We start from the raw sequence: 24,918 nt of genomic DNA, 5'->3' as shown, positions 1-24,918 counted from the left end.
CCCGACAGCTGATCGAATCGATCCCGAACCCAGCGAGCGGCAAAAAGATGATCCGGCCAATACCGGGTGATCCTCCCAACTTGGTGAATCGACCCTCGGGCTGCGCTTTCCATCCGCGTTGCCCGTCGGTCATGGGGGGGTGCGCGACCGAAGTCCCCAGCCTCAATAAGTTCGGGCGGGGACGTGTCGCCTGTCACCTTCACCGGTCCTTGACGCAAGAAGACAAGGTCGCTGTTCATGCCTGACACTGCCGGCATCCTGCGTCTCGAGAGCCTGCAAGTTCATTTTCCTATCCAGGGCGGTCTGTTCGACCGTGTCCTGGGCCGATCTGTCGGCGCCATGCGCGCGGTAGACGGGATCGACCTCAACGTCGGGCGGGGCGAGATCGTCGCCCTGGTCGGCGAATCGGGAAGCGGCAAGACCACTGTGGGCCGCGTCATCACCAAGCTTGCCAAGCCGACTGGCGGCAGAATGCTGTTCGAAGGCCGCGACATGAGGTCGGTAGAGGGCTTCTCGGCTCTACGTCCGTACCGGCGTCGCGTGCAAATGATCTTCCAGGACGCTTATCAGGCCCTCAATCCGCGACACACCGTGTTCGACATCGTGGCGGAGCCGTTGCAGTCCCTGCGGCTGGTCGGTAACGCCACTCAACTCGCCGACCGGGTGAGTGAAGCGCTTGCGGCCGCTGGGCTCAATCCTCCCGGCGATTTCTTCGCCCGCTTCCCGCACGAGCTATCCGGCGGGCAGCGCCAGCGCGTCGTGATTGCAGGAGCGCTTGCCGTCCGGCCGGAACTCATCGTTGCTGATGAACCTGTATCGATGCTCGATGTCTCGATACGCGCTCAGATTCTTCAGGTCCTGGTTGACTTGCGCGACAGGCACAACATGGCGCTGCTGTTCATCACCCACGATTTGCCCCTTGCCTGGCTGATCGCCGACCGGATTGCGGTCTTGTATCTTGGAAAATTGGTCGAGATTGGTAGCGCCGACGAGATCACATTCAACCCTCGCCATCCGTATACCGTCGCCTTGCGCAACGCCACACCGCAGATTGGCGGCAACGCAGGTCGCGCCGAGTTGCCGGCCCTGCAGGGCGAGGTTCCAAGTGCCGCGCGCGTGCCGAAGGGCTGCCGTTTCCATCCTCGTTGCCCGCTTGCCTTCGACCGTTGCAAAGCTGAGGAGCCGCCGGCGATCGAAGTTGGACCACAGCACCTGTCAGCCTGCTGGCTCGCTAAGTGAAAGGCATGCAATCAGCGCCACCCCAATGAGCGTATTCCATCTGGTATTGCACAGGCAGGTGGGCTGGAACACCACCGTGCAGATAGAATGCTGAGACCCGTCGAAATTGGCCACTCCATCTTGAATCAGTCTCAATGTCTGGGAGGCACTCTGAAGTGTGTAATGAACTAGGCCCGATTAAACCGCCAACGCCGCGATACGAAGTGGTTTTGCAGACCGGCTTGCGCGTTCCAATGCGGGACGGCGTTGAGCTCGCCACGGACCTGTATCGGCCTATTGGTTACACTGGGGAACTCGGGTCAATCCTTATCCGAACTCCATACGGTAAGACGCCCTATCGCTGTCCGGTTGAGCCTCGCCACAAAGTGGCAAGAATGTTTGCTGGACAAGGGTTCGCTGTACTTGTGCAGGAGCGTCGTGGCGTCTTCGATTCCGGCGGCGTATACGCTAGGGAACATATAGGGGACGACGGTTATGACACGCTGTCCTGGATTTCGCAGCAGCCATGGTCGAATGGACGCGTGGGCACATATGGGTGCTCGGCGCTTGGTATCGCGCAGGTTTTGCTGGCGCAGTTGTGCCATCCAGCCCACCGATGCGCAATTGCGCAGGGATCGGGCGGCGCGAACGGCTCTGCCGGAGGGCGATATCGCAACGGGGATCTCCGTCTCGGCGGTGCGGTGGAGGTTGCCGCGTTTGTCCCCTGGTTCCACCAAACCGCAGCGAAGGACCGGTCCCGAGTGCAACCGAAAAGCGATGAGGAGTATCAGCGGGCTTTCGCGTCGCTGCCGCTCGTCAACATGCTTAAGAGCCTTGGGGGACCGCCGACTGACTGGGAGGACTGGGTCTCGCGTGACCCAGGCGATCCCTGGGGGGATCGGAATGGGATGCTTAGCGAGGACTCGACCATCGACGTCCCAGCCCTGTTCGTGAACTCGTGGTACGACGTGGGGGCTGCCGACGCGCTTCACCAGCAGCGCGTTTTTAGTGCTCGCGGATTGAGCCCGGCGGCACGCGATCACCAACATATCATTCTGTCGCCAGCCACGCATTGTGGCACCGAGAGTCTCAAAGCCCCGACGGTTATCGGCGAGCGCGAGCTGGGCGACGCGCGCCTGGATTGCTGGCAGATCTACCTGGACTGGTTCGACTGCTGGCTGAACGACAAGCCCGACCGGATCGAGGGAATGCCCCGCGTCCAGTACTACGTGATGGGTCGCAACGAGTGGCGTGCCGCGTCAGAATGGCCCCCTCTTGGTGTGGAACTGCAGCACTGGTTCCTCCGCAGCGGCGGGAATGCCGCGACCCGTCTAGGCGACGGGACTCTTGATGTAGAGCCTCCGAGTGCCGACGAGCCGGCTGACACGTTTACCTACGACCCTGGGGATCCGGCGCCGTTCTTGGGGATGGACGGCGGGAAGTCAAGTGGAACTACTATAGGACCCCGCGATTACCAGGACGTCCAGCTTCGTCCAGACGTCCTCTGCTTCACTTCACCGCCCCTCACAGAGGGCATGGAGGTTACCGGATTTGTCCGGGCGGTCCTCTTCGTCTCTTCTTCGGCCCCGGACACGGACTTCGTGGCCAGACTGTTGGACGTACATCCCGATGGCCGTGCGATTGACGTGGTGGACGGGATACTGCGCGTCCGCTATCGCGAGGGCTTTGATCGGGCTGTTTTCATGGAACCGAGCGTTATATGCAAAATCGAGATTGATCTCGACGCCACAAGTAATTGGTTTCCGGCCGGCCATCAAATTCGCCTGGAAATCACTAGTTCGGCCTTCCCGCGGTTCGACCGCAACCTGAATACGGGAGGTAACAACTGGGACGAAACTGAATGGGTAGTGGCTCGGAACACGATTCATCACTGCGAGCAGTTCCCCTCCCACGTACTGCTTCCTGTGATGACAGCGATGGGGTCCCATGCCGGCAAGGCGAATTTGAACAGCATCGCTAGGTGTTTAGATTGTGGTATTCGGCTTTGCCCCCCGCCTTGAACGGGTTGTTTTGAAGTGCTGCGCTTCGAGATGATGACAAAACGTGGTCTGTGTGAACAGCCACAAGCATCAGGAAAGGAAGCGCAGCATGAAAAATTATGCCGGACTGGACGTCTCCGTGAAAGAGACCACCGTTTGCATCGTGAGAAGGGCGCCGAATTTGCCGAGAGATGAAGGTTGCTAGTCATCCGGACGATCTTGCTGACGCATTGAAGAACCCCGCATGGAATCTCGCCCGGATCAGGCTTGAAGCCGGCCCCTTATCCCAATGGTTGGTCTGGCGGCAGCCGGACTACGTGACCTGTATCGAGCCCCGTCATTCCAAGGCGTTCTCAAGGCACAGGTCAACAAGACCGACCGCAACCATGCTCGCGGCATCGCGCAGATATGCGGGTTAACCTGTTCCGGCCCGTGCATGTCAAGAGTAAGCGGTATTCTCGGGCCACGGCCTTGAGCTCGAGCTTGTTGATGTAGACCCAAGGCAGGAGATCGTCGATCTGGCTGTTGGGGTGGCCGTTGACGATCCTGGTGAGGACATCGGCGAGATAAGCCGAGCGGTTCGACACCATTGAGCTTGCAGGTTTCGATCAGCGAGGCGATGACTGCCCAGTGTTCGGCGCCGCCGTCAGAGCCTGCGAAGAGCGCGTTCTTGCGGTTGAGCGCGAAGACTGATTCATTATGCACCCCCTCTTCAAATGGCGGGAAACAGCGATTTCTGATTATCGTCGTTGATGATACGCGGAGATTTGCGCGCCAAATCGGCCTTGATCCGTTCATCTTCAAGGTCGCTGGCGCGGATCTGGTAGGGCGCGCCGCGCATGACCTGCTCGGCTGGTAATATGCCGTCCCTGACGAACCGGCGGATTTTGACGTGCGACACGCCAAGCTTCGCGGCCGCGTCCGACATGGTAAGCCACTCGCCGTTCTTGTCGGAAGACCGATAGCCGCTGATCTTGTGCACCGTGCGCAGGGATTGGACGCGTCGCGCCGTCCAGGTCTTTCCCTGACCCGTCTTCATGCCCATGCGGTTGAGTGTGGCGGCGATTTCGGCATCCGACCATCGCGTTGCCATGGATCGCATGACCGCCAGAGCCTCCTCAGGCGTACTCTGGCCATGCTCTCCGGATTTGGACTTGCGAACCCTTACCTGGGAATGCTGGCCCCCATGCCAATGGATGGTCAGGATCACATCGCGCGCGTCGTCATCGACGTCCGCCACAATGTCCTTGATGAGCGCGCGCAGCAGTTGCTGACGGAACCGCATATCGACACCCGGCGCATTCCAGGCGGCTTCGAGATCCTGGGCGAGGCCGGTGAAGTCAGGGATCGCGTCGACAGGCTCCATACGCTGGACTTCACTGAGCCGGGCCTCGCAGGTCTCCACGCGCCTGAGCCTAGCTTCCCAGTTCCTCTCGAGCTGGGCCGCTATAAGCCGGTTCTCCGGGTCGCAGGCGGCGTAGCGGCGCTCGGCGAGCGATGCCTCATAGCGTGCCTGCTGCAGGTCCATCTCGATCATCTGCCGCCGCCTGGCTTCGCTCTCCAGCTGCATCTGTTCAGCCTCCAACGCCGCCTCGATCGCCATCGGCGCAACCGCCTCCAAGGCTTCGCGGGCCACCGCCGCATCGGTGCGAAAGCCGTTGAACGACATGCATCGCGCCTGCGCCATCATGGTGTTCTCGCAACGATAGACCGGGTAACCTTGGCCACGTCCGGCATACGTGACAACCAGTCTTCGCCCGCATCGACCACAGGAGAGAAGACCCGGGAGCAACGCGCGACCGCCGCGGCCCGACTTGACGCCGCCGGCTTTGCCATAGGCGTTGGCGGCGAGAAGTTCCTGGTTCCGTTCGTACTCGCTCCATCCGATATAGCCTTCGTGATGCTCCTTGAGCACCACCGCCCAATCGCTGGCCGGCTTGTAATGACCATAGCTCTTGCGGACGCGGCCATCCACGATCTCGGTGCGCTTCTCGCTCTTACCATAGACATAAGCGCCGGCGTAGAACGGGTTCTTCAGGACGGAGATCACGTTGCGGTAGCGGACCGGAACCCAGGCGAAGGACACCATCTTCTTGCCGTCGGAGGGTCTGGGGAAATGCACGCCATCGTCGATCATCGAGATCAGGACCTGGCGGGCACTGCCGAGTTCGCGGAAACGCGCGAATATCAGGCGAATGGTCTCCTGCAGGCGTATATCGGGATCGAACCCGAGACCGTAATCCCGGTGCCAGACGTAGCCGAAGGGCACAGAGATGCGCAGTTCGCCGCGCTGTGCCTTGGCGCGGTCAGCTTCGTACATGCGAGCACGCAGCACCCCGAGTTCGAACTCGCTTATGCTCCCCTTCATGCCGAGCAGCAGGCGATCGTTCGGCAGTCCCGGATCGTAGACTCCGTCCAGATCGATCACCCGTGCATCGACTTCGCCGCACAACTCGAGCAGCCGATGCCAGTCCGGTCCGTTGCGAGACAGGCGGGACGCCTCCAGGCAAAGCACAGCGCCCACATGACCGGTGCACAGATCGTCGACCAGGCGTTCGAAACCGGGACGTTCCACAGCTCCACTTGCGGTGCGTCCCAAGTCCTCGTCGATCACCTCAACCTTGCGGAATCCCCAGCGCCGCGCGACGTCGACCAGCTCATATTGCCGACGCTGGCTCTCAAGATTGAGCTGCACTTGCGCCTGCGTGGACTGACGTACATAGACAACGGCCTTGCGCTTGAGGATGGTGGCCGGAATCAGATTACGGCTCGTCATCGCGGCTCTCCTCCGTCACGATACCGGCGGCGGCCATCAGCACATTGGCGAGCCGGGCGATCACGATCGTTCGTTGCGCTGCGCTCAGCCCGACTAGCTTGTGCGAGTCGAGCGCATGCTGAGCTGGCGAACGATCACGAGAGATCGTGTCGGTGGCGGCAAGGTTCTCATTTTGAGTCTCCCCGATGATGAAACCATCCGGAGAGCCTCGCCGGAAACGGCGCTGGATCAAGAGCTTGTTCAGTTCAAGCAGTGCAGCAAGCGACGCGCGCGGGGAGCCCAGATCCATTGCTGCGCACGGGACTTCGACCTCCTGCCCAACATGGGCAGAATGACCCCGAGATTGCGATCGGACGGATCGAGCGTTCGACGGTGTTGCTGTCGATCTCGATGCGGCCGTCGTCAAGGAAGTGCGAGAGGCCTTCCCAGCGTGAGAGCGTGTAGCGGATTGCCTCTGCGAGCTTGGTCTTCTGACTGATCAGGCCGAGCTTCTCACGCAGCCAGGGTTCGAGATCGGCGACGATGGCGCGGCTTTTGTCCTGACGCATCGCGCGGCGCTCGTTGGCCGATCGGCCACGGATGTCATCCTCGATCTTGTAGAGTTCGGCGATCCGTCTCAGCGCGTCACTGGCGATCGGCGCGGGACCGGCTGCTGCCAGTTCATAAAAGCGCCGACGGACATGCGCCCAGCAGAAGGCGAGCGTGACGCCGCTTTTGTCGGCCAGCACGCGATAGCCGCCATAGCCGTCGACCTGCAAGATTCCGGTGAAGCCTGCGAGATGAGCGATCGGACGCTCGGCCTTTCGGTCCGGCGCATAGACATAGGCGACGCCCGGCGGGTCGCTCCCCTCCCATCGTCGGTCATCGCGGGCATAGGCCCAGAGTTGACCTGTCTTAGTCTTGCCGCGGCCGGGATCGAGCACCGGCGCGGTCGTCTCGTCGGCGAAGAGTTTTGCCGAGGACTTCAGCTTGCCAAGCAGCCGCTCATGCACCGGACGCAGGTGCCAGGCGGCGCGGCCGACCCAGTCGGCGAGCGTAGAGCGATCGAGATTGATACCCTGCCGGGCGTAGATTTGCGCCTGACGATAGAGCGGAAGGTGATCGGCATATTTTGAGACCAGCACCTGGGCGACCGTTGCCTCGGTCGGAAGACCACCCTCGATCAGCCGGGCCGGCGCCGGAAGCCTGAACCACGACGTCCTCGCAGGCGCGGCAGGCATATTTGGGCCGGCGCACGACGATTACACGCAGCTGCGCCGGAACGATGTCGAGCCGCTCGCTCACGTCCTCGCCGATCCGATGCAAGCCATTGCGGCAGCATGGGCAGGCATGGTCCTCGATGTCGACGACCATCTCCACGCGCGGCAGATGGGGTGGCAGCGCGCCCCGGTTGGCCCGGCGCCTCGTGGCCTTTGCTTGCCGCTCGGCGGGAGCAGATTGCTCCTTCTCTTCCTCACCGGCGGCCTCGATCTGCTCCGCCTCTTCGAGCCCCAGCAGCAATTGATCCTCGGGGAGCGTCTCGGCACGCCGGCCGAAGCGGTGACGCTGCAATTCCTTGATGATCTGAATCAGACGGGCATTCTCGACGTCGTGCGCCAGGACCATCGCCTTCAGCGCGTCCGGATCGTCGGGAAGCTGGTCAGCCGTCATCGCCATGAACGGATCAGACCATATTCGCCGACAGCCCGCGACAGCGGAATCTAGGCTGATTCACTTCGTCGCGGGTCAGCCCGCCTGGGCTGGCACGCGGGTCCGGCGCGCCTCATGGACTCGCCGCCAGTCGAGACCTTCGAGTAGCGCCGAGAGCTGCGCGGCCGTCAGCCGCATCATGCCGTCATGCACTTTCGGCCAGCGGAACTCCCCATCCTCCAAACGCTTAGCAGGCAAACCCCGGTGCCATCCCAGAAGATCAGCTTGATCCGGTCAGTCCGCTTCGCCCGGAAGACGTAGACGGCCCCGCTGAACGGATCGGCCCCCATTGTCTCTCGCACCAGCGCCGCCAATCCCTCCGCACCCTTGCGGAAGTCGACGGGCTTCGTCGCCACCATGACCTTGACCGCACCCGTCGGCCCGATCACGACGTCGCCTTCAGCGCGCGGATCACTGCGGCCACCGTCTTGGTATCGGCGCCCCGGCCGACGCGCATCGCGATGCCGTCGATCTCAAGCTCGATCATGCCGGCATCTCGGGTGGCTTGCCGTTTCCGCTGCTTCGGTGAACGGCTGGCTGCAGGTTCCGCCGCCGCCACAACCGCCGGCACAAAGGCAGGAGAATCTTGCTGCACCGAAGCGGCCTGTTTGCGCGCTTCGCGGCGCCAGGCGAAGACCTGCTGCGGCCTGAGACCATAACGGCGGGCGACCTCGGAAATGATCGCATTCGGCTCCAGCGTCTCTGCGATGATCCGCGCCTTGTCATCCACCGACCAGTGACGCCGACCGCCGGCACCGTTGATCACCTCGAAACGCCGAAGCTGCCGCTCCGGGTCAAGCGTAAGGTCAAGTCCAGACACAAGCCGATCTCCGATCCCAATACAGGATCGGCAACCTCACAGATCGCGACCACTCCCGAAAGGTGGTCCGGAAACACCGCTCTGATGTCCGCTGTCAAGGTTTGGAACGCATGAGGTCGCCCGATCCGAGGAACGGCTGCTCATTCTGATGATCGCGCATGGGTGGGGAGGCGGAACTGAAGGACGTCGGTGATCAAGCTCTGATGCGCGGGTTGGCTACCGCATTCCCGATTGTGCGTCCGGGGCTGTTCCTATCTTACTGCGGGCGTCGGTCGATTTGCCGGCCACAAAGCGTCTGACGGGCATTCCCCTGCCGTGGTCCCGCCTCCGCCCATGCGCGATATGTGCGCCATCGCGGCGAGCGATCAGGTGACGCGCGCCTCCCTTGCGACTGCCCACATAAAGCCGACCAGTTCACGGGCGATCGCGGTGCAGACGACCGTTGTCCGTTTGCCCCGAGCGCTCAGCATGCGGTAGCGGGCTGTCAGGCGGGACTGCGCCTTCCAGGCGATCTCACGCACCTTCGGTGACGCCTGCTCCAACCGGTATAGCTTCGCCTTCCCGACCTTGGGCGGATGTCGATAGGTCCAGGCGCTCTCGACCAACATGTGGCGAACCCGACCGTTGCCTGCCTTTGTGATGCCGCCGCGCCGGACTGTCTCCCCGGTTGAGCGCTCGCCGGGGACCCGACCGAGATATCCCATGAGCTGGCGTGGGCTTTCGAACCGGCTGGCGTCGCCGACTTCGGTGACGAACGTCACGGCGACAATTAGGTCTACCCCACGCAATGTCTGAAGCGCCCACACGATCGGTGCCAGCGACCAGGCCGGGACGAACTCTTCGATCACACGCTCCAGCCGCTCGACCCGCTCTTTCGAGACGCGCACCGCCTCGACCATCTCCTGGAGTGCGATCTGATGCGCGGGATGATCGAACCTTGTTCCTGAAGCCAGCGTAGATAGCGCATCGTCCAGCTCTTCTTTCGCGGATAGCTACGGCCGTGCTTGAGCATGAATGCGCTCACCTGCTGGCGATGGACCCGCAGCGTCTCGACCGCGCCCGCCCGCGCGCGAACAAGATCCCGTATGGACTCGTGCCCTTCATCGGGAACCCACACCGCGGTCAGCTCGCCGGCGCGCAATAGTCGGGCAAGGGAAATGGCGTCTCGACGGTTCGTCTTCACCCGATCGCCGGGCTTCCTTGGTATCAATGATGGTGCAACCACGGTGCACTCGTGCCCGAGCGACCGGATCAGGCGATAAAGGCCGTACCCGGTCGGCCCAGCCTCATAGCAGAAATGCACGTAATCAAAGCGGCTGGCGATCCGGCCTATGACCCGCCGCATGCTGGTCGCCGACGCGTCGACCTCACCGAAGAACCGAACCTCTCCTTCCCGGCCTGCCTCCGCAATCGCAATAGCGTTCTTAAGCTTCGCAACATCGATTCCGACAAATGCTTCTCTATAATCCGCCACGGCTCGTCCTCCTGTGGTGAGGATCGGCTCGGCCCGTCCGAGCAACCCTCGGACGCGCAGTGTAGGGCGAGCCACCTCATCGGCAGAGGCGGACATACGGTCTTACTGTCAAGACGCTGACGACCCAGAATCGCCGGGCGCTGCTGACGGCCCTCAAGTCGCTTCAGGAAAAGGCCATCGCCATCGAGAACGACATCCGTGGCCTGTTTCGTAACTTCGGTCTCAAAGTTGGCATTGTCGACGGCCGGCAAATTCGCGGATCGCATCCGGGACCCTTCCGGTGACATTCCGGAACTCGAGACATCATGGAGACGTTGCTCACCGCCCGTCGGAAACTTTGCGAGCAGTTCACGGTGCTACACGAAAGACTGTTGTCGATCGTGAGGGGTGACACGGTTTGCAGGCGGTTGATGACCGTGCTGGGCGTCGGCCCTATCGTTGCACTGGGTTTCAACGCCACGGTCGATATTCCTGCCCCCTTCAGGAATTCGAAGGACGTGGGGCCGTATCTCGGTTTGACGCCGCGGTTACATCAATCAGGCTAGGATAATCGCGTCGGCAGGTCAGCCTAGGAAGCTTGAATGGGATTGACTTCAACACGCCGAATAGACAAGTCCAGGCATTTGGTGGAGCGGATTGAGAGTGAAGCGCTCGGGCTGGGAAGCCCATGCCTTGCAGATGAACTCGTAGGGTGAGACCTTTGAGGGCCTTCAGCCTGCGGCCGAAATTTGTAGGCCGCAACAAAGTCGGCAAGATGCCGACGCAGTTGGTCATGATCGTCGTAGTGGAAACGCTTGCCCGTCGCGTCCTTGATGGTGCGGTTCATTCGCTCGACCTAGCCGGTGGTCCAAGTATGCTTTGGCTTCGTGGTTCGAAGCACAGCGCGACGATGCGGCCCCCGAACGTGCTTGCGGGCTTCCTGGCGCCGCGACGAGCGCTTGCAGGCGCTGACGGTCGCTGGCCAAAACGGTGAAGGGGGATGCTATTGCGCATGCATCTAACTCGCACGCCAAACCGCAAAACGGAATCCCGAAATCGGACTCTTTTGATCCGATCAATCCACTATGAGACGCCGATTCCGAAATAGCGGGTGTGGGCGACATTGAGGATGCGATTGATCAAGCTTACGAAGCTGTGTCCGCCGGCCGTTGCAGCTGTGCCATAACTGGAGTGTATACCAAGGGCCGGCACCGAGTTCATCTCTAGGACAAACGGTTGGCCTGAGCGATCGATCCGGAAATCGACGCGGGCATAGTCCCGGCAGTGGCAGGCACGGAAGGTCGCAACCGAAATATCCCGTAACATCGTCTCAAGCCCGCTCTCGATTTTCGCCGGGCAAATCTTGGGCACCGCTGCGGCCGCCACGTACTTCGCATCCCAATTCATAACACGCGTTTCGCGGTCACCGAAGTCCTGCTCCACTAGAGGCAAAACTTCGGGCTCCCCGTTTCCGAGCAACGCAACGCAGATTTCCCGCCCCTCGATGTATTCCTCCACTAGCGCATCCTGAGCATGCTGCGTGACGATCACTTCGACGGCCTGCCGCAACTTAGAGTGTTCATGTATGATCTGCAATCCGAAGCTGCAGTCCTCCTCCCGCGGCTTCACTACCACTGGGAATCTCAGGTCGCCGGTGTTCTCGGTGCCGCGACGCATCACGCGAAAGTTCGGAGTCGGCACGCCCTGATCGCGGATGAGCATTTTGGTAATGACTTTGTCTCCCGTCAGCCCAATCCCGAAGGGGCTACATCCAGTGTATGGAACACCGGCCATCTCAAGCATGGCAGGAACATGAGTGTAACGCTTTTCGCCCTGAATTCCCTCCGCCAAGTTGAAGACCATTCCCGAGGGGCGACCTTGCGGATCAGGTGGCATGAACCGCTCGAGACTGGCGAGCAGTCCTTTATCGCCTTCACACACTACCGTCTCGTGGCCGCCCTCTTGAAGTGCCGCCACCACATCTTCCAACGTGCCGCTATGCGGCCAAGGCTGCGGCGGCTGCGGACAAGGCTGACCGAACCGGTTAATCACACCGTTGAAATCACTGTTCGTTACGATGGCTACTCGCATGAGCTATCTCCTTTGACGTTTGTCTGCTGTCACGAAACCAATGAAAACTGGATGGAGGCCAACCGCTATATCAACATTGACGACCTGCACGAGTACAAGAGGCTCGAAGCACCATGGCTGACCCTTTTCACAACCCCCTCCACAAACATAGGTCCACCACCCGGTTCCCTCTCCGGTTCCCGACCCTTTCCGCTGGCGGTGCTCTTTTTGCCCAAGTAGCTCGAAAGACGGCGAGTTGGGTTGCGGTACCATCAATAAAGCCTTATGCAGGGTTTATGCCAAAACAGATGATAACCGGCGGATGAGAGCGCTCCGACGCGAAATGATCGCTTCAAAAACCGTGCCAACCTCGCAAAATGCACGTCGGCCAGTGCTTTGAGTTTGATATCAAACTTACGGTCATATCAGGTACTAAACTGGCCCGCACAACCACTATGTCGCAGGCGCGACAAAATCCGACAGAGATCGTATCCCAGGGGACGAGCGGCGACCCATCCGCAGTCTTTTGACGCTCGCCGGTCCCTTACATCGAGCCCTGGCGTCCAGAATTGAAGTTGGGCGAAGGCGATCCGCATAATCGTATGCCCGGCCTGGCCGGCTTCAACGTGCGAGCGCTGCAGCAGTTTCAACAATGATGGCGAGTCGGCATAAATCTTCTTGAGAGGCTGGCGCTTAATCCCGGAACAAACGCGGCAATCAGCACTTCGCCTTGCTCATTTCGATGACGGCCATAGTGTTATTGCGCGCTTCAAAAGCTGGACAGCGATTCCGCTAATTCCCGGACAGCGTTTTCACAAAAGTCCGACAGTTCGTCGAGGTTGGTCCTCGGCAGCCTGGTTGCTGTAGGGCTGATTGATTTCGGTGTTCTCGGAGTCGGTCAAGAGGGCCGAGGCTTTTTTCTTCGGATGCTCTCGCCCTGAAGGGCGATGCGGTGTGCATTGTGCACGAGCGGTCGTGTATAGCGTCGGCGACCGTGCTGTCGTTAATAAGGTCGTGCCAGCTTGCCACGGGGACCTGGGCGGTGATCAGGGTGGATTTTCTCTGATAGCGCTCCTCGACGATTTTCGAAGAGGTGGAAGCGCTGCTGATCGGAGAGAGCATGGTTGCCGAAGTCGTCGTGGATGAGCCAAGTGGACACGGGTGAGCTTGTCGATGAGGCGGGGAAAGGAACCATCGATGCGTCGCTCTCGAACAGGATAACAGTGCGGCTTCGGAAAAGTCCGGACAGGCTTTCCGGTAATCTCAATGATGAGATCCGCGCCCGCCGTTCCAAAAAAAGGTTCGGCACGAAGCCCGCATTTTTTGCACTGGGCTTACGGCGTGCTGATCCACTGTTTCGTCATTACTATTCCCGAGCCTTGCAACCGAGCCGGAAGCGTCAGGCGAATGCAGGATTCCTGCGCTCGTAGAGCGTCCCAGCTTGGTCAGCACAACCTGACGATACGCGCCATCTTGGCGGCAAAGGCATTTGACGCAGCTGAATTGTCACGATCAGACGGCAGTTGGATCCTCATTGGATGGCCAGTGTTGCAAAAATCACAGGCTGGAGATCGGACTTGCGCCCTGGTGAATTTCCGCCACCGCATCGGGGTCGGTCTTCAACCCGGCAACTTCGACTTCCCAATTATAATAGAGACCGCGGCCGGGGCTTTGGCGGAGAGGGTCAGTCCTGGCGATGCCTCTCTCGAGCCGGCCTACATTGCAGCTGCCAGGCGGTTGGTTGAGCGCGGAGCCGTCGCGATAACCAGGGACTGCGGCTTCAGTATCTGGTGCCAGGCTGCACTGGCCACGTCTGTCAAACTTCCCGTGGCCATGTCGAGCCTGCTACTGGCGCCCACGCTCCTCCGGCAGCTTCCGGCCGGCGCAAAGCTCGCCGTCTGGCCGCAGACTCAAGACACTGCGGCGAAGAGCTGCTGGGCATGGATTCATCCGCAGGGGCAAGAGTAGCCATCGGCGGCATCGAAGGTAATACGCGGCCGGCTAGTGTTACCGAAATGGAGTCCCCGGGTTGCAGTCTGTGTCGCGACTTCGCGCCGCACATCCCAAGATTGACGCACTCCTATTTGAATGTACATTGTCCCCGATGGTGACGTCAGCAATCCGTCGTAGGACAGGACTGCCCATCTATGACGCCGCGCCCCTTTATCGAATGACATTCGCGTCCGTGGCTTGACCGCTTGGAGGCCGTCAGGTGCTTGAGCGCGGCAGTCTCAAGTTTTAAGGGGTGGCAGCGTGGAATCTGCTCCTCGCGAAAGAAGGAAGCCCCAGGCGACTTTCGATCGTATATGCCGCGGCTAGGACGGAGGTGTCGGAATAGCGCGCGCCGACCAGTTGTAGCCCGACGGGCAGCCCTTGATCATCCAGGCCCGATGGAATCGATGCTGCTGGTTGCTGGGTCAAGTTGAAAGGGTAGGTGAAGGGCGTCCAGTCCACCCACCCCTTGTAACTATCATCCGGCACATTTCGCCCGACGGGGAACGGCGCGATAGGCATCGTCGGTGTGACCAAGAGATCGTAATTTTCGTGGAACTTCGCCATCAGAGCGGAGAGCTCGAACCGCATCGCCTCAGCTTCCTGAAATTCGGTAAGGGTGATCTTCAGCCCGCGTTCGGCACCTTCCAGAAAGCCAGGATCTAGTAATTGTCTTTGCTGTTTGTTCATTCGTGACACAATACGGGCGGCGCCAGCGAACCAGAATGTAGAAAACACCTCCACCGGATCCGCAAATCCCGGATTGACTTCGGCCACCTCGGCCCCAAGAGCTCGAAGCTGGTCGATCGCATTATCGGTAACGTTTTGGATATCTCGCGCCACCTTGACATAGCCGAGGTTCCGACTGTAGCCGATCCGCAGGCCCCTGATGGTGGTCTTTGCTGGATCGGGGTCGAGACCTAGGTACGCCGGACCCGCATAGCCATCGCGAGCGTCCTTTCGTGCAATCACATTCATCATCAGGATCGCATCCGCAACGGTGCGGGTCACCGGCCCCAAATGAGACAGCGTTGTCATGGCGCTAGCTGGCCATTGCGGAACGATGCCGAAGGTTGGCTTGAAGCCGAAGGTCCCCGTGAAGCTCGCCGGTATCCGGATTGATCCCCCGCCGTCGCTACCCTGATGAAGAAAGCCAAGGTTGAGCGCAGCCGCAACTGCCGCCCCTCCCGACGACCCGCCTGGTGTCAGGTCAGGATTCCAGGGATTGCGGGTGATCCCGTAGACCGGGCTGTCTGTTACCCCTTTCCAGCCAAATTCTGGAGTGGTTGTCTTGCCCAGGATAACGCCACCGGTCTCACGGATACGGGCTGGAACAGGGGCGTCTTCAGTCCAGGGTCCCTCGGTGCTGCCGGACAATGAGCCACGTCTTGTCGGCCAGCCTCGTGTCAAGGTGAGGTCTTTGATGGTGGCCGGAATGCCATCTAGTACTCCGGCTGGTTCCCCCTTCATCCATCGACCCTCCGAGGCCCGGGCAGCAGACCTGGCCCCTTCGTGGTCGACGAGGCAAAATGCGTTCAGCGCCGGGTTGTTGGCGTCGATGCGGCTGAGACAGTCATCGACGACTTCAACAGGCGAGAGCTGCCGCCTTCGGTAGAGTTCCAGGCATTCGCACGCCGACAGACCCTCAAGAGATGTTGGCACGGATGAACGAGTTTTCATTTTACGAGGTCCGCTACATTCAAGCCTGGCATAAGACGGCAGTTATTCATTCGTTCTGCGGCCCTTGTCAGACCGATCATCAAGACGTCGGACGGGATCCCAACGTGTTCTCTACGAGCTTGATCCAGTACGATGTTCCATAAGGAATCGCCTCGTCGTTGAAATTGTAGGCAGGGTGATGCAGGCCGGCGCTGTCACCGTTCCCGCACCAGACGAAAGCACCCGGCCGCGCCTGCGCCAGGAAGGAGAAATCTTCCCCCCCCATTACCGGTGGCGTCTCGAGCACATTGTTTTCACCGGCCACGCCCTTGGCCGCGCTTCTCGCAAGGTCGGTCTGCTGGACCTCATTGAAGAGAATTGCGTCGAAGCTCTGAAATTTAATATCTATCTTCGCGCCGGTTATCTGGGCGATGCCGGCGACCACTTCGCCCACCCGCTCCTTCACGAACTTGCGCACCTCCGGCTTTAGCGTCCGCATGGTGCCCACCAACTCCGCTGTTTGCGGAACGACGGGGACTAGTCTCTGCCCGGACTGGAACTGGTGGAACGAAATTCCTGCCGAGTCGACAGGGTCAATGTTCTGAGCCAGGATATGCTGCAGGGCCGTCACAAGCTGAGCGCCGACCAGAATCGGATCGATGCATTCATGAGGCCTTCCAGGGTGCCCCCCTCGCCCTTCAATGCTAATTTCTATGCTATCAGTTGCCGCCATCACTGGACCTTGCCGGATTCCGAAGACACCTACCGGCAAGCCCGGACGATTGTGCATTCCGTAGATGTGCTCGATGCCGAACCGCTCCATCAAACCGTCATCTAGCATGGCAACGGCGCCGGTACCGATCTCCTCGGCAGGTTGGAAGATCATGACCGCCGTTCCAGCGAAATTCCGAGTATCGGCAAGATAGCGCGCGGCACCCAACAGCATCGCGGTGTGGCCGTCATGCCCACACGCATGCATCAAGCCCTTGTTCTTGGACGCATAGGGCAGATCGGTCGCTTCGTTGATCGGCAGCGCATCCATGTCAGCGCGCAATCCGATAACCTTTGGGTTACCGTCGCTCACGACGCCGTTGCCCTTGATGACGCCAACGACGCCGGTTTTGCCGATGCCGGTCGCGACGGCGTCGCAGCCGAATTCGCGCAGGCGCTCGGCGACAAATGCCGAAGTACGGGGGATGTCGAAGCCCAGTTCGGGATGTGCATGGATGTCCCGGCGCCAAGCCACTATCTCGGGGAGAAACTCTGCGACGCTATTGAGAATTGCCACGGGGACTTTCCTTTCTTGCCGGTTGCAGGCGAATTTCACGCTTTGTCCTTGCGAGAGCCGGGAGACCCGTTTCCGCGCTGCCGGGAGCACAGCATCCTCTGTGCGACGTAGGCACCCCAGCTATTCCGCCGACTGAAGCCGCTCCAATTAGCCGGGGACCGACAATCCTGAATTCCGCTCCGCCCAGAATGTAGCAAGTGCCAAAGAGCTTGGTTGCGCGAAGGGCGCCTTGGTCCCGCAGAATATCATCGTTTTTTGGTCATTGGCGCATAACACCTGCAGGCTGAGAGGAGGTGCCCTGGTATATATGCGGGACCATTCAAAATAGGACAGCCGACATTCAGAAGTGCGGGACAACTGCGACCCGCGGAAGGCGCGTGGTGGTTGCCTGGGCGGGCTCTTTTGAAGGCTACTCTTCAGCAATTGGCAGAGCAAACGACGCCTTGATCCGATCCATTACAACGATTGTCTTGAACCCCTTTACTTCAAGATGTTCGTAAAAAAAACGACGGGTAAACGCCTCGTACTCGGCCATGTCCTGAGCAGAGACCGTAATAATAAAATCCGCTTCACCCGTAACGTAGTAAGCGTTCATGATCTCAGGCGTCCGCCGAATTGCCTGCTTGAAACGATCGATGATATCGGCGCGATCGCGCTCGAGAGTGATGGATACCAGCAGGAGCAGGGGCCGACCGACGGCTTCCGGTGAAACTATGGCAACGTCCGCTTCGATGACGCCAGCGTCTCGAAGTCGCTTTAATCTCCGCTGACAAGCGGTAGCCGATAGTCCGGCAAGTTCGCCCAATTCCTCTGTCGTAAGGCGATTGTTGCGCTGCACGACGTTGAGAATCTTCCGGTCAATTCGATCCAGATCCATTCACAATCTCTGCTCATGATGATATCGGCCAATGCCAAGGCCGCCAGTCCGTACGTCCAAAATGTAGCAAGTGCCAAACGCCCTCTCGGCGCTAAAGTCGGTCCAAGTCGCAGAAAATCGGCGTTTCTTTCGCCATCTGCGCACAATACCGGCATAGTATAACTATCTGAGGGGTGCCGCTGAATCGATGGGCGTTGCTGGTGAGCAGTTGCGGGCCAGCGCAAGAACGGCAGATTCGATCGGGTGGGGGCGATCCCCGGTCGAAAAGATCCTACCGATCTCGTTGCTCAGGCGCAGAAAACATGAGTTGCAGCACGCTCGCATCAGTTCGAGGCAAGCGTGTTAGGGAGCGACATCACCAAGGGTGTCGGCGTTGCAGCATAAATCGGAGACCATGAGAGTCAGGCTATGAACCGGCCCCGGCTTTCGGATGCCTTACGGCCCTCGCGCGTCGGCCGCGAGTGAACTATGATCCGCATGGGTGTGGGGCTGGAGGAGAAGGTCGTCGGCTCAGTCAGGCTAACGTCGCTCCAAGCACTGGTAAGAAGCCCTATCCGCGGTCTGAGAATTACCCAAATTGATCTCTCGTGAGGCAGTTGTTGCAGCTGCATTCCGTCGAGACGCTTCAGTGATCCGCGAGAATGGCTCGCGATCTCTGCGTGAATCGCGGTTTGGCGCAGGAATGCGGCGTGGGAGACCGAATGTTAGACCAAAGTCGGCACGAGCACCGTGTAAAATGGGCAGGTCAGCGCAGACCAGTCTGGCGGCATTCTTACCCTTGCCGGAACGATCGCCTGAACAAGGTAGCTCAACCGCCGTCCGCACTCCCAGGAGAGAAAGCCATATGCTTCCCTTGGACATCCTCCGAAAGGAGTTTCCAGCCACAGCAAACGCCATCTACATGGATGTCGCGAACCAGGGCCTCATATCAAGCACAACATTGGCTTCAATCGAGCCTCATTTGAACAATCGGCTGCATGGCCTAAACGACGAAGAAAGAATGCTCGAACACGTCGAGCGTACTCGCGCTAGGTTCGCACAATTTATCAATTCAGATCACGATGAAATTGCAATTACCAAGAATGCATCGGAAGGCATCAACATCATCGCTAATGCGATCGATTGGAGAGATGGAGACAACGTCGTTCTATGCCCAAAATTGGAACACGCAAATAATATCTTGCCATGGATTCAGATCAGAGACCGCTACAATGTCGAGTTGCGAGTCGTAGAGCCGGATAACGGCTCAATTCCCCCTGATGCATTCGTAAAGGCGATTGATTCTCATACCCGCGTTGTTGCCTTGGCGACGGTGACGATGGTTCCGGGGTTTCGGACCGTCATGGAGCAGATATCCGAAGCCTGTAGGCACTACGGTGCATTTCTTTTGGCGGACGCGACGCAATCTGTTGGGATACTCCACACCGACGTCAATCGACTTGGCGTAGACGGTGTAGCAGTGTCCACTGTGAAGGGTTTGATGGGTCTTTATGGATCGGGTTTTTTATATTGCCGTAAAGAATGGGCCGATCGGCTGAGCCCGGCCTATCTTGCGCGCTTCAGCGTAGATTTCGGAAACGCGCCAGAATCAGCTCCGGTACCTAGTTTTGTAAAGTTGCGCTCTGGCGCGCCCCGCTTTGATATCGGGCATTACAACTTCCCTGGCATGTTGGCTGCATATGCATCAATGGGCCAGCTACTTGATATCGGAACCGAGGCGATCGACCAGAGCGTTACCTCACTCGCAAAACGTATGGCCACTGGTCTCTTAGATATCGGGCTTCCGGTCTGCGGCGGGCCACCAGGCGCTCACACTGGAAGTATCGTAGCCGTTGGCGATTCCAGCGATCTTGTTGAAGGGCGCCCAGTCGACGCCCGCATTCGGTCGCTTCACGAGCATTTCACGAAGAACGGGGTAATCGTCTCAATACGCAGAGGCATGCTCCGGTTTTCCCTGCATCTTTACAACACCGCCGATGAAGTCGATCGCGTAATCAATCTGGCCAAGAGCTGGTCGAAGTAAGAGCGACACGGCTAGTTCATGCACACAGGAGAGTACATGTCGACCCAGAGCGCCGAGACTATCGGACTTCTCCAAGATCTTATAAAGATCGAGAGCATCAATCCATCGCTGTCGCCAAAAGGTAGTGGAGAGCAAGGTGTAGCCAAGTTCCTCGAGGGTTTTTGCAAGGAGCGGAAGCTGGCTTACGGGATACAGGAGGTGGCCGATGGTCGCTCGAATTTCCTGACCTGGGTACCTGGGAAAGAACCCGATAGGCGTATTCTATTCATTGCTCATATGGATACCGTTCCTATCGATAGGTGGGAATCAGATCCATTCTCGGGTGAGCAACGGGACGGGCGAATATATGGGCGAGGTAGCTGCGACACAAAAGGCTCACTTGCAGCTATGTTGATTGCGCTTAGCTCACTTGGTGAACGGCAGCCCCGGGCCACGGTTGTTGTGGCAGCCAGCATTGACGAAGAGTACCGCAAACTTGGCGCCCGCGCTATAGCCGATTCCGGTGTCGCTTATGAGGGTGCGGTAGTCGGTGAACCCACCGAATTAGAGCTCGTTGTAGCTCACATGGGTTCTGTCCGCTGGCAAATCGAGGTTCAGGGTGTACCGGCTCATACGTCGAAGCCTCATCTCGGAGTGAACGCGATCACGGGCATGGCCAAGGTGGTATTGGCACTTGATGAGCACCATCGATCCCTTGTGTCTCGGGCGCAGCACCCATTGGTAGGGTCATCACAGCTGACCGTGAGCCTCATCGAAGGAGGTTTGGAACTTACCACTGTACCGCCGGTATGCCGTATCTGGGTCGATCGGCGTCTCATACCCGGGGAGCGGCCGCAGGACGCGTTGGCGGAGGTAGAAAGCATACTGGAAGGCCTTCGCCAGGGCGAAGACAAGATCAATGTTCGGTCATTGCTTCCCGCATTGGAAGACCCGCCTCCAATCAGTTCCGGGTCGAGCAAAATTGCAGCAGTCGCAGGAGCGGCTTGTGCCCACGTCGCGGGGACCGGAGAGCAGAAGGGAGCCACCGGCGGCTCGGATGCAAATCAGCTGTCATTGGCTGGGATCCCGTGTGTGATTATCGGACCCGGGCGTACTGCCCAAGCCCATACGAACAACGAGTTCGTTGAAATCGATCAACTGACCAAGGCTGCTGATTTGTACCAGAGAATCATGCTCACATATTAGGAGTGGCCGGCCTGATGGGGGTGCTCAAACCCCGTCCATTGGGCCGCGGACGCCCCGGATGCTGCATGAGCGTGGCGGCCGCAACGTCCCGATCTTCGCTGGTCTCGTCGGCGCTTCCCACGTAGATCTTGCCGCCCGTGCTTGAAATTCTGTTGCGACAGGCAGAGTGCGTCTTCACCATAGGGAGGGCATGATCTTCCACCGGAGACGCAGAGCCACCGAAAATTTGGCGCTCATATGCGGATAACGTACGGCAAGTGCCTAGGAAATGCAGATTTTCCGCGACAAGAAGAAATCCTCGGGGAAAACAGCCTCTTGTGACGTGATACGAAGAGAAAGTATGCGGACAGGACGAATGCCTGATCCGTTCGAGGAATGCCTGTTTTGAAGGACTCGACGAGATGAAATATGAGAAGCCATTTCCGCCCGAGGAGTTTCGGCGTCGTGTTCATGACGTGAAGCAGCGGATGGAGCGAGCGGGGCTGGACTTGCTGATCTGCCAGGATCCCGCGAATATGTATTGGCTTACCGGCTTTGACGGCTATTCGTTCTACGTGCCTCAGGTGGTCTTAGTGCATCTCCAGTCGGACATGCCCCTCTGGTTCGGACGTTTCGTCGATGTAAATTCCGCTTATATAACGACGGATCTGCCTAGAGAAAATATAAGCTCATTTTCCGATCATAGACTTCAACATCCAGAATTACATCCATTTGACGATCTTTGCGAGCTTATCAATTCGCGCGGCTGGGGATCTGATCGAATCGGTGTCGAGCTTAACGCCCACTTCTATACTGCCCGAGCACATCAACATCTCGTCAAAGGCCTTCCGAATGCAAAATTCTCTGATAGCCGCGAATTAGTCAATTGGGCACGGCTTATAAAATCTGACCTTGAACTAGTCTACATGAGAGAAGCGGGCCACCTTGCAACGCATACGATGCAGACGGCAATCGCTAACCTAAGGCCTGGAGTGCCGCAACATGAGGTCGTCGCGGAGGTGTACCGGGCCCAGACACGAGGGGTGGACGGTAAATATGGCGACTCTAGCGGTCCTCCTCTTATCCAGACTAGCGAACAAACGAACGCTCCGCACCTCAGTTGGACCGAGGAGCCCTTGCCGACCTCTGGCCTGGTTCTCATGGAGTTCGGCGCCACCCGACGCCGCTACTGTGCGCCGCTGTGCCGCACCGTCCACATCGGAAAGCCACCCGCAGAGGTCTCGCGTCTTGCTGAGGTTATAGTGGAAGGCGGGGATGCTGTGCTCGAGATGGCAAAGCCTGGTACCGTCGTTGAGGAGCTTAATGCGGTGTGGCAAGATATCCTCAAGCGGAACGGGTATATCAAGATAGGCCGCTCCGGCTATTCAATCGGACTCAACTTCCCGCCGGAATGGGGCGAACGCACGGTTAGTATTCGCGCGGGCGACAAGACCATCCTACAACCAGGAATGTGCTTCCATTTTCAGTCGGGGGTTAGGCTCGAAGGGTTCGGCGCCGCCATCTCTGAATCATTTATTGTAACCGAAAGGGGCGGTGAGCGATTGGCAGATGTTGATCGCCGCTTGATCGTCGTGGACTAGGTGATTTGGATGTGACCCAAATCGTTTTGCGATCTCACTGGGTCCGTTCGAAGCCGGTTGAAATTTGTTTCTGCGGCGAGCGGATGAACGGATCTAGCTTAAGGACGGCGCTGTCTGAGAGGTGCGGCATGCCCAACCTCTGGGACAGGAGAATCTCGCCTAGCACATGAGTTCTCTGCATCAGCGGAGATTAAGATCCGTAGGCCGAAATGAGCCACCTGTGACGCGAGCGCGGCGTGAACGTTGCCCCATTCTACAAATGCGCGGATGACGCAAGAGGACTTAGCTTTTGAGGAGCATTGAGGACGAGTTTACGCGCGCCTGAAGCGGGCTCTTGCCAACCCTGCGCGCCGGTGGGAACGCGAGTATGGTCCGCCCCGTCCGTGCAACACGTCGCGACATCAGCACACGTTGTTCCCGATAGATGGCTCGGCAGCGAAGCTCGCCTTTTGCCCGGGGCTCGCTTCATCCTTTTCTGCTGTTTCGTGCGACTTCACCACTTCACCAAGTGAATGTCTGGGTTATCGCGGGGACCTCAATTTCGGGACCCCAAGACCTCCTTCCGAATGAAGTCGTCCGCGATGCCATCGTGTCTGAAGCGGTCGCGGTCACCCTGCACAGTGCCGGACGAAAGTAGCCTTGCGGCGAGTTCCGTCTAAGATTCGAGGCGGTTGCGCCTGCGTCAGTGCGCCTGATCGGTGTCGGTCGAGAACTTAATGCCACGAGGCCAGATCGGGAACTCGGGATCGGGAGATCGGCGCTGGAACCAACTACTTTCCGCGCCGCCGGCGACCAGCGCGACCTTCGCTCGCGGTCGCTAAGCCTCCTGGCAAGTGAAGTTGTGAGCCGTGTCCAATTCTACGCGAATTGGCTGCTGTTTGCAGGAATGCAGCTAAAGGGGCATCAACTGCGCTGCCGATCGGCGCTGTGGCAGCAATAACCTAAAGGCATCAGCATACCATTGGAGTCTTAGATGAGGGGTACGTCAATCACGGCATTACGCAGGCTCAAACGGCCAGACCTTTTGCGTGGTGATGCGTATCTGAACGGCGCCTGGCTCTCCAAATCAGATACTCTTGCCGTGTTTGATCCTGCCAGCGGTGACGAGATCGCTCAAGTTGCGGCTTGCGCAGACGCCGACGTTGACGACGCGGTCCATTGCGCAAGAGCAGCGTTCCTCAAGTGGCGCGACATGCTTCCGTTACAGCGTGGTGCATATCTGCGGAAATGGGCGGCAGGCATGCGGGAGAGCGCCGAAGACCTGGCTGTCATCATAACGGCCGAGCAAGGAAAACCGATTGCTGAAGCCCGCGGCGAAGTTTCATACGCTGCCGGCTTTTTAGATTGGTTTGCAGGGGAAGGGGAGCGGGCTTACGGCGAAACGATTCCCAGCCATCTCCCCGCAAGCAGGCTGGCCGTGCATTTGCAGCCGATCGGGGTGACTGTCGCCATTACGCCATGGAACTTCCCAGCGGCAATGATCACCAGAAAGGCTGGAGCTGCACTGGCCGCTGGCTGCACAATGATTGTAAAGCCGGCACCCGAAACGCCACTGTCGGCCCTCGCGCTTGCCCGCCTTGCCGGGGATGCTGGCATTCCGCCCGGCGTGTTTCAGGTGATCACGGGCGAAGCTCCGCCACTTGCCAAACGGCTGTTGTTGCATACCCACGTGCGTGCGTTCTCTTTTACGGGCTCCACCGAGGTCGGCAGAATCCTTCTCGAGCAATCCGCGAAGACAGTGAAGAAAGTCTCGCTCGAACTTGGCGGCAATGCTCCTTTCATCCTTTTCGGCGATGCGCCGATCAACGCTGCGGTCGCCGGTTGCATGGCAGCCAAGTTCGCGACATCCGGTCAGGACTGTCTCGCGGCAAACCGGATTTATGTGCAGCGAGAGATTTACGAGCATTTTACGGAAAAATTTGCCGAGGCCACCAGTAAACTAAAGGTCGGGCACGGATTGGAGCCAGGTGTCGACATCGGTCCGATGACAAAGACGTCTGGTGCTGACAAATGCAGGCACCAGGTTTCTGAGGCTCTAGCAGCCGGGGCTCGAATGGTAGCAGGCGCACAGCACAATTCGCTTGGCGGGAACTTCGTCACGCCGGCCGTGCTTGCTAATGTGACCGATGACATGGTGATTGCGAAGGACGAAACGTTTGGACCTGTCGCTGCAATCCTGCCCTTCGACGACGAACGGGAGGTGGTCGCGCGAGCCAACAATTCCGAGATGGGACTTGCGGCCTACGTCTATACCCAAGATCTCAACCGAGCCATGCGGCTCTCCGACC

General features: G+C 59.1%; 17 protein-coding genes and 6 pseudogenes. 10 read left to right on the top strand and 13 right to left on the bottom strand.

What is annotated here, in order from left to right; all coding sequences use genetic code 11:
• The first annotated feature begins 8 nt into the window (after window positions 1-8).
• The 4 genes and pseudogenes from ENZ75_RS01185 to ENZ75_RS34905 all read left to right on the top strand — a co-directional run.
• Entirely contained in the window at window positions 9-245 is a 237-nt protein-coding gene (locus tag ENZ75_RS01185) for an oligopeptide/dipeptide ABC transporter ATP-binding protein (protein WP_348630593.1), read from the top strand.
• Entirely contained in the window at window positions 238-1,239 is a 1,002-nt protein-coding gene (locus ENZ75_RS01180; RefSeq protein ID WP_063169341.1) for an ABC transporter ATP-binding protein, read from the top strand. The genes ENZ75_RS01185 and ENZ75_RS01180 overlap by 8 nt, the downstream gene beginning before the upstream one ends.
• A gap of 134 nt (window positions 1,240-1,373) precedes the next feature.
• Window positions 1,374-3,239: a CocE/NonD family hydrolase gene (locus tag ENZ75_RS01175; protein ID WP_127365890.1), complete on the top strand. Its 1,866-nt coding sequence runs from the start codon at window positions 1,374-1,376 to the stop codon at window positions 3,237-3,239.
• Window positions 3,240-3,327: 88 nt separating this feature from the next.
• Window positions 3,328-3,665 (top strand): annotated as a pseudogene (locus tag ENZ75_RS34905) (IS110 family transposase); the annotation flags it as partial.
• A 44-nt stretch (window positions 3,666-3,709) separates the two neighbouring features.
• Here the strand turns inward: ENZ75_RS34905 and ENZ75_RS01165 are convergent.
• From ENZ75_RS01165 to ENZ75_RS01140, 7 genes and pseudogenes are all read right to left on the bottom strand, one after another.
• Window positions 3,710-3,902 (bottom strand): annotated as a pseudogene (locus ENZ75_RS01165) (transposase domain-containing protein); the annotation flags it as partial.
• A gap of 28 nt (window positions 3,903-3,930) precedes the next feature.
• Window positions 3,931-5,994, bottom strand: coding sequence for a recombinase family protein (locus ENZ75_RS01160; protein ID WP_063169338.1), 2,064 nt, complete (start codon window positions 5,992-5,994; stop codon window positions 3,931-3,933).
• Window positions 5,981-6,283 carry a hypothetical protein gene (locus ENZ75_RS34230; protein ID WP_063169337.1) on the bottom strand — a complete coding sequence of 101 codons (303 nt, stop codon included), beginning with the start codon at window positions 6,281-6,283 and terminating at the stop codon, window positions 5,981-5,983. The genes ENZ75_RS01160 and ENZ75_RS34230 overlap by 14 nt, the downstream gene beginning before the upstream one ends.
• A gap of 49 nt (window positions 6,284-6,332) precedes the next feature.
• Window positions 6,333-7,650 (bottom strand): annotated as a pseudogene (locus tag ENZ75_RS01155) (IS66 family transposase); the annotation flags it as partial.
• 69 nt (window positions 7,651-7,719) lie between these two features.
• Window positions 7,720-8,072 (bottom strand): annotated as a pseudogene (gene tnpB, locus ENZ75_RS01150) (IS66 family insertion sequence element accessory protein TnpB).
• Window positions 8,069-8,449: a transposase gene (locus ENZ75_RS01145; RefSeq protein WP_199489649.1), complete on the bottom strand. Its 381-nt coding sequence runs from the start codon at window positions 8,447-8,449 to the stop codon at window positions 8,069-8,071. The pseudogene tnpB and the gene ENZ75_RS01145 overlap by 4 nt, the downstream one beginning before the upstream one ends.
• A 419-nt stretch (window positions 8,450-8,868) precedes the next feature.
• A pseudogene (locus tag ENZ75_RS01140) lies at window positions 8,869-10,073 on the bottom strand (IS110 family transposase).
• 209 nt (window positions 10,074-10,282) lie between these two features.
• Between ENZ75_RS01140 and ENZ75_RS35700 the strand changes: the two are divergent.
• Window positions 10,283-10,522, top strand: coding sequence for an IS110 family transposase (locus ENZ75_RS35700; protein ID WP_063169335.1), 240 nt, complete (start codon window positions 10,283-10,285; stop codon window positions 10,520-10,522).
• Between the two features lie 48 nt (window positions 10,523-10,570).
• On the opposite strand, the pseudogene ENZ75_RS01130 reads toward ENZ75_RS35700, so the two are convergent.
• The 3 genes and pseudogenes from ENZ75_RS01130 to ENZ75_RS01120 all read right to left on the bottom strand — a co-directional run.
• Window positions 10,571-10,851, bottom strand: a pseudogene (locus ENZ75_RS01130) (integrase core domain-containing protein); the annotation flags it as partial.
• Window positions 10,852-11,039: 188 nt separating this feature from the next.
• On the bottom strand, window positions 11,040-12,047 hold the full coding sequence (locus ENZ75_RS01125) for an ATP-grasp domain-containing protein (RefSeq protein WP_063169333.1): 1,008 nt from the start codon (window positions 12,045-12,047) through the stop codon (window positions 11,040-11,042).
• Window positions 12,048-12,818: 771 nt separating this feature from the next.
• A complete protein-coding gene (locus tag ENZ75_RS01120; RefSeq protein WP_272482847.1) occupies window positions 12,819-13,148 on the bottom strand; it encodes an ATP-binding protein in 330 nt (109 codons plus the stop codon).
• A 2-nt stretch (window positions 13,149-13,150) separates the two neighbouring features.
• Between ENZ75_RS01120 and ENZ75_RS35555 the strand changes: the two genes are divergently transcribed.
• Window positions 13,151-13,456 carry a hypothetical protein gene (locus ENZ75_RS35555; RefSeq protein ID WP_164548505.1) on the top strand — a complete coding sequence of 102 codons (306 nt, stop codon included), beginning with the start codon at window positions 13,151-13,153 and terminating at the stop codon, window positions 13,454-13,456.
• Window positions 13,457-14,264: 808 nt separating this feature from the next.
• Here the strand turns inward: ENZ75_RS35555 and ENZ75_RS01110 are convergent.
• The 3 genes from ENZ75_RS01110 to ENZ75_RS01100 form a co-directional block, all read right to left on the bottom strand.
• A complete protein-coding gene (locus tag ENZ75_RS01110) occupies window positions 14,265-15,698 on the bottom strand; it encodes an amidase (protein WP_063169332.1) in 1,434 nt (477 codons plus the stop codon).
• A 79-nt stretch (window positions 15,699-15,777) separates the two neighbouring features.
• Window positions 15,778-16,965, bottom strand: coding sequence for a M20 aminoacylase family protein (locus ENZ75_RS01105; RefSeq protein WP_063169331.1), 1,188 nt, complete (start codon window positions 16,963-16,965; stop codon window positions 15,778-15,780).
• Between the two features lie 409 nt (window positions 16,966-17,374).
• The gene (locus ENZ75_RS01100; protein WP_063169330.1) at window positions 17,375-17,842 is read right to left on the bottom strand and encodes an Lrp/AsnC family transcriptional regulator; all 468 of its coding nucleotides are present in this window, start codon (window positions 17,840-17,842) and stop codon (window positions 17,375-17,377) included.
• 844 nt (window positions 17,843-18,686) lie between these two features.
• Here ENZ75_RS01100 and ENZ75_RS01095 point away from each other — a divergent pair.
• The 4 genes from ENZ75_RS01095 to ENZ75_RS01080 form a co-directional block, all read left to right on the top strand.
• Window positions 18,687-19,865 carry an aminotransferase class V-fold PLP-dependent enzyme gene (locus ENZ75_RS01095; RefSeq protein ID WP_063169329.1) on the top strand — a complete coding sequence of 393 codons (1,179 nt, stop codon included), beginning with the start codon at window positions 18,687-18,689 and terminating at the stop codon, window positions 19,863-19,865.
• Between the two features lie 36 nt (window positions 19,866-19,901).
• Window positions 19,902-21,050, top strand: coding sequence for a M20 family metallopeptidase (locus ENZ75_RS01090; protein WP_063169328.1), 1,149 nt, complete (start codon window positions 19,902-19,904; stop codon window positions 21,048-21,050).
• A 401-nt stretch (window positions 21,051-21,451) separates the two neighbouring features.
• Window positions 21,452-22,630: a Xaa-Pro peptidase family protein gene (locus ENZ75_RS01085; protein WP_063169327.1), complete on the top strand. Its 1,179-nt coding sequence runs from the start codon at window positions 21,452-21,454 to the stop codon at window positions 22,628-22,630.
• Between the two features lie 973 nt (window positions 22,631-23,603).
• Window positions 23,604-24,918 (top strand): NAD-dependent succinate-semialdehyde dehydrogenase (locus ENZ75_RS01080; protein ID WP_164887707.1); only part of this gene is annotated, 1,315 nt, incomplete at its 3' end.

Source organism: Mesorhizobium sp. M7A.F.Ca.CA.002.04.1.1, from assembly GCF_004022805.1.
Taxonomy (GTDB): domain Bacteria; phylum Pseudomonadota; class Alphaproteobacteria; order Rhizobiales; family Rhizobiaceae; genus Mesorhizobium; species Mesorhizobium ciceri.
Note: the sequence above shows the minus strand (reverse complement) of the source record. Positions and strands in the feature narration are given on the sequence as shown.

Bases quoted from the DNA above. Each gene is read 5' to 3' on its own strand.
- ENZ75_RS01095 (WP_063169329.1), top strand. From the start codon at position 18,687: ATGCTTCCCTTGGACATCCTCCGAAAGGAGTTTCCAGCCACAGCAAAC.
- ENZ75_RS01110 (WP_063169332.1), bottom strand. From the start codon at position 15,698: ATGAAAACTCGTTCATCCGTGCCAACATCTCTTGAGGGTCTGTCGGCG.
- ENZ75_RS01100 (WP_063169330.1), bottom strand. From the start codon at position 17,842: ATGGATCTGGATCGAATTGACCGGAAGATTCTCAACGTCGTGCAGCGC.
- ENZ75_RS35700 (WP_063169335.1), top strand. From the start codon at position 10,283: ATGGAGACGTTGCTCACCGCCCGTCGGAAACTTTGCGAGCAGTTCACG.
- ENZ75_RS01085 (WP_063169327.1), top strand. From the start codon at position 21,452: ATGAAATATGAGAAGCCATTTCCGCCCGAGGAGTTTCGGCGTCGTGTT.
- ENZ75_RS01090 (WP_063169328.1), top strand. From the start codon at position 19,902: ATGTCGACCCAGAGCGCCGAGACTATCGGACTTCTCCAAGATCTTATA.
- ENZ75_RS01160 (WP_063169338.1), bottom strand. From the start codon at position 5,994: ATGACGAGCCGTAATCTGATTCCGGCCACCATCCTCAAGCGCAAGGCC.
- ENZ75_RS01125 (WP_063169333.1), bottom strand. From the start codon at position 12,047: ATGCGAGTAGCCATCGTAACGAACAGTGATTTCAACGGTGTGATTAAC.
- ENZ75_RS01180 (WP_063169341.1), top strand. From the start codon at position 238: ATGCCTGACACTGCCGGCATCCTGCGTCTCGAGAGCCTGCAAGTTCAT.
- ENZ75_RS34230 (WP_063169337.1), bottom strand. From the start codon at position 6,283: ATGGATCTGGGCTCCCCGCGCGCGTCGCTTGCTGCACTGCTTGAACTG.
- ENZ75_RS01175 (WP_127365890.1), top strand. From the start codon at position 1,374: ATGTCTGGGAGGCACTCTGAAGTGTGTAATGAACTAGGCCCGATTAAA.
- ENZ75_RS01120 (WP_272482847.1), bottom strand. From the start codon at position 13,148: ATGCTCTCTCCGATCAGCAGCGCTTCCACCTCTTCGAAAATCGTCGAG.